At 34.1% G+C, this 4,495-nt stretch carries 4 protein-coding genes and 1 pseudogene; 1 reads left to right on the top strand and 4 read right to left on the bottom strand.

All coding sequences use genetic code 11. From position 1 onward, the window contains the following. From holA to ON15_RS08830, 4 genes are all read right to left on the bottom strand, one after another. Positions 1–527 (bottom strand): DNA polymerase III subunit delta (holA, locus tag ON15_RS08845; protein WP_010581127.1); only part of this gene is annotated, 527 nt, incomplete at its 3' end. After that, the gene (locus tag ON15_RS08840) at positions 514–2,607 is read right to left on the bottom strand and encodes a DNA internalization-related competence protein ComEC/Rec2 (protein WP_169313786.1); all 2,094 of its coding nucleotides are present in this window, start codon (positions 2,605–2,607) and stop codon (positions 514–516) included. The genes holA and ON15_RS08840, both read right to left, overlap by 14 nt. Before the next feature lie 191 nt (positions 2,608–2,798). Continuing rightward, positions 2,799–3,269 carry a ComE operon protein 2 gene (locus tag ON15_RS08835; RefSeq protein ID WP_010581125.1) on the bottom strand — a complete coding sequence of 157 codons (471 nt, stop codon included), beginning with the start codon at positions 3,267–3,269 and terminating at the stop codon, positions 2,799–2,801. A 43-nt stretch (positions 3,270–3,312) separates the two neighbouring features. Next, positions 3,313–4,011, bottom strand: coding sequence for a helix-hairpin-helix domain-containing protein (locus ON15_RS08830; RefSeq protein WP_010581124.1), 699 nt, complete (start codon positions 4,009–4,011; stop codon positions 3,313–3,315). 216 nt (positions 4,012–4,227) lie between these two features. On the opposite strand from ON15_RS08830, the pseudogene ON15_RS08825 reads away from it, so the two are divergent. Beyond that, positions 4,228–4,495 (top strand): annotated as a pseudogene (locus ON15_RS08825) (transposase family protein); the annotation flags it as partial.

Genomic DNA, 4,495 nt, shown 5'->3' with positions numbered 1-4,495 from the left:
TGCAACAGCAAATTCAAAGCAGATTCTTCAATTTGATAACTATTTTGCTTAACCTTTTTAGCTACTACCTGTCTGACCTCTTTTTCATTTAACGCTGAACAATCAATCTGAACAGCTTCCTTTTTTAATAACTTGCAAATTTTTTTTCTAGCATCAATTTTTTGATTATCCATTACAATCGCCAGGATGGTCGAGGCTGCCGGATTTGTTAAATATTTTTCTAACTCAACTGGATCCTGATTTAATTTTCTTCCTGTTTTATCTGCAGTCAAAAAATATGGATGCAAAATTATTACTACTCTTTGCTCACCCATAAATGGAACAGAATATGCATCGTTGATTGCATCAGCTAACCATTCATCTTCCATATCAAACTGCCCTAAATTAATTGATTGTAAGCCTGAGGGAATTAAATTGCTTAATTTGGCAATTACTTGATTTTTTAAATATTTTTCTGTTCCAGTAATCAAATAAATGGGTTGTTGGATCTCTGCTGGTTTCTTCGTTAAGAATTCAGTTGCTTGCAATTTTATCCTCCTGATTGTTATTTTTACCATAAATTATTTTCAAACTATTCCTAATCATTTTGATCTTGATCATGCCAGAATTGATCGTACAAACAAAAGGAACCTTAAATTTTTCCAAAGTCGCCAAGGTTTCCTGATTTGGATGACCATAACGATTATTCTTGCCGGCCGAAATAATCGCTAAGGATGGCTCAAGTTGTTTAACATAAACTGGAGCTGTTGAAGTCTTACTACCATGATGGCCCGTCTTTAAAAAGTCTGCCTGTATATTCGGATACTTTTTAATAACTTGTTTTTCGCCAGCTTGATCTAAATCACCACTGATAATAAATTTAAACTTATTGAGCTCAAACCAGAGAACTAATGAATCTTCATTAGTTCCAGTACCATCCTTAAAAGGATGTAATAATTTAAAAATTCCAATTTGTTGATAGCGACTTGTCTTGACTGGCAAAACCTTTTCAGCTACAACTCCTGCTTGTTTTAACCGTCTAATAAAATTTTGGTTTTTTCCCATCCCAGCTGGGATAATTACTCGTTCAATTTGAATCTTTTTAGCAATACTGGGAAAATTACCAATATGATCAGTATCTTGATGAGTTAAAAATAAATTATCCAGATGATTAATGCCTTTGCTTAACAAATAATTAGCAACCACCGTTTCACCATTCGTTTTCGAATGACGAATTTGCCATTTTTCATTAGTAAATGAAACTTTTCCACCGGTATCAACTAATGAAATTGAGCGATTAAATCTGGTCCTAATTAAAGTGCTGTCTCCTTGCCCAATATCAAAATAAACAACTTCATCAAAAAGTGGAAACTTGATACTAAATGCAATTACTAAATAGAACACAAACAATCCTAAAATTAAAAAAGCCTTTTTTGTGACCCAAGATACTTCAATTAAATTTAAAACAATGATCGTTGTAACAAGTAAAATCAATGGTGGTTTACCAAACGTTAGCATAAACGGTAACGTTGCTAACCAATTAAAAACACCATTTATTGCATCCAAAACTTGATTAGCCATTCCTGTCAACGGAGGAAATAAACAACCCACTAAAACAGCTGGAATAATCAGCCACTCGAAAATTGGAATAATAGCAATCGTCAAAATCCATGTTAAGAAATTCCACTGATAAGTATGCCACAAAACAATTGGAAAACTATAGGCATTCAACTTTAAACCTAAAGATAACTGGTTTAGTTTGCTACCTTCAATTATGATAAATGTCAACAAGTAACTTAACTGGAACCCAATTGAAAAAAGCTGGAGCGGTGAATAAATTAGATTGATCAGCAAAACAACGCATAAAGCAGATGTTCGACTGATTTTCAAATTAAAACATCCAACAAAAATTACCAACCAAGACATGCAGACCGCCCGAATTAAACTGGCTGACAATCCACCAATAAAAGCATAAATTGGTAACCCAATTAAACAAAGATAGTTAAAACCTTCCTTAGTCATGCCAATCCAACGACAAATCGTCTTGAAGAATTGCATTAAATAAACCACATGCATGCCAGAAAGACTAAAAAGATATAACAGTCCTAATTGATTAATAATCGAAACTTGCTGCTCAAAATCTATGTCAGAGTAGCCTACCAATAAAAGTTGGCTATATCCATTTAGCGGTTCTGGCAAGCTTCCCAATTTTCTAATGATAAATATCCTTAACTGATGTAGCCAATCAATTAATTTAGCTAACAGATTCTCTCGTAAAACCGAAGAAACTTTCACCTTTTTAATAAAAATTTGATTCACAATTAATTGTGAACGTGCATAAAGTTGATAATCAAATTGATTTTCATTAGTCAGTGGACTAATTTCCACTATCTGACCATTAAACTTTAAGTTTATTGGCGTTGAAATTTCACTCCACTGTTTTTGCTCGTTTTGACTTTGGAGTTGATAATACCCTTGAATTTTCTGTTTTCCTTCAACCCAATAACCAGTTAATTTGACTAAATTACCATCTATTTTTAGTTGATCAGGTTCAACAATCAATTGTTGATTACTCAATGAGTATTCGTTTTTTAACTGCTGATTTAATTGTCGAGTATTAAAAAACAATAAAAACAAAAGCCAGCTAGCGATAAATAAAAACCAATAATAAAATTTGCTATTGGCTTGATACAAACGAAAAATTAAAAGCAGTATAACTATCAACCACACTAGTGAGAATTTGAAAAAAGCAAATGTCAATAAAACAGCCAGCAAGGTTGCCGTGAAAAAAGCCCTCTCAATTCTAGCTTCCAGCCTAGCTAATCAGTTAACTGCGAACTGATCGAAGTTAGGTACTTTTTATCAATTTTAACTTGTTCAACTGCAACCTTCTTTAATTTCATTAAACGGACAGCATAATCATCATTATGATAATTTCTAAAATAATATATTTTCTTAATACCGGCCTGTAATAACATTTTTGTACATTGCAAACAAGGAAAATCCGTAACATAAATTTCAGCATTTGCTGTTGCTATTCCAAACTTTGCACATTGCAAAACTGCATTCATTTCTGCATGAATCGTTCGCAAACAGTGACCATCAACTAAGTAGCAACCTTCATCAATACAATGAACGTCACCCGAAACTGACCCATTATAGCCACCGGCAATAATTCGGCGATCGCGAACTAAAATTGCCCCTACTGAAAGCCGTTCACAAGTACTTCTTAAAGAAAGCAAAACTGCTTGCATCATAAAATACTGGTTCCAAGGAATTCGTTTGTTCATCTGACCTTCCCCCTTTTTCAAATTTTAGTATACCAGAAAAAAATCATTCTTGACCAAGTGTTAAGTTTTCTTTTAGAACTTCCAATGTTTTATCACCAATCCCGCTAATGTCTTTTAATTCATCAAGCTGTTTAAATTGACCATGTTCTTGACGATAATTAATTATCAACTCCGCTTTTTTCTCGCCAATTCCATTAATTTGCATTAATTGCTCCTTAGTTGCTGTGTTTAAATCAAATTTAGTTGTCGTCACCGAAGACTCGGCAGCACTAGCAGTTACGGCACCACTGCTGGCAGTTGCTGCTTCAGTTGGAGTCTGTTCAATTGTTGTTGGCAAACTTTGATCTTGAATTTCTCCTTTAATTGGCACATAAATGATCTGCTGATCATATAGTTTTAATGATAGATTGACTTGATTTTGATCAGCATTCGTTAGGAAACCACCAGCGGCCAAGACAACATCGTTTACCCGCTGCTGTGAAGTCATCCGATAGACTCCTGGTTTTTGAACTGCTCCCTTAATGTCAACATAAAAAGTGGGTGCTCGACTACTGGATTTGGTAACTGTTGCTGCATCTTTATTACTACTCTTAGTTTTAGTCAATTTAATTTCACTGCCACTAGTCAAGTTAGTTTGTTGATAACTATACCAAAAAACTCCACCAATGATTAAGCCAATAGCAATTAAGATCACAACGATTCTTGCTCGATTCTCTTCCAGAAACTCTCTGAGCCTCTCCATTTTTCATCCCTCCTCACTGTTTAATACGATATTTATTTACGAATGCACAAAAAAACCTCACTTTTAAGTGAAGTTCATTTGTAAATTAGGGTCTATACTTTCTGATATTGGTGGAACATAAAATCCAATATCAGTTTTTTTATTTTATACATTAAAGGACATGGCATCCTATGATACGATTTAAGTGACAAAACCCAATCGAAAGAAGGAAAAGCCATGTCCCAATTAGATTCTATCGCACGTTTACTCGAAATAAAAGACTCAAATATCAATTTCTTTAAAGTTGAAGACCTTAGAACTGTTAGATCTGGCGTTATTTATCATTTCAAGGCGATCTATGCTCGCCTTAGTTATCAGCTTTCTCGTTGCCCTCACTGTGGTTTTGCATCGCTGATTAAAAATGGTACCACCTTGACCAAACTTCGTTTAACAACGCTGAATGGTCCAATGATTTTGTTATACCTGCGGAAGCAACGCTATTTTT

Source organism: Liquorilactobacillus vini DSM 20605 (assembly GCF_000255495.1).
In the GTDB taxonomy this organism is placed as follows: Bacteria; Bacillota; Bacilli; order Lactobacillales; family Lactobacillaceae; genus Liquorilactobacillus; species Liquorilactobacillus vini.
The sequence above is the reverse complement of the archived record's forward strand: the minus strand, read 5'-3'. Positions and strand labels throughout refer to the sequence as shown.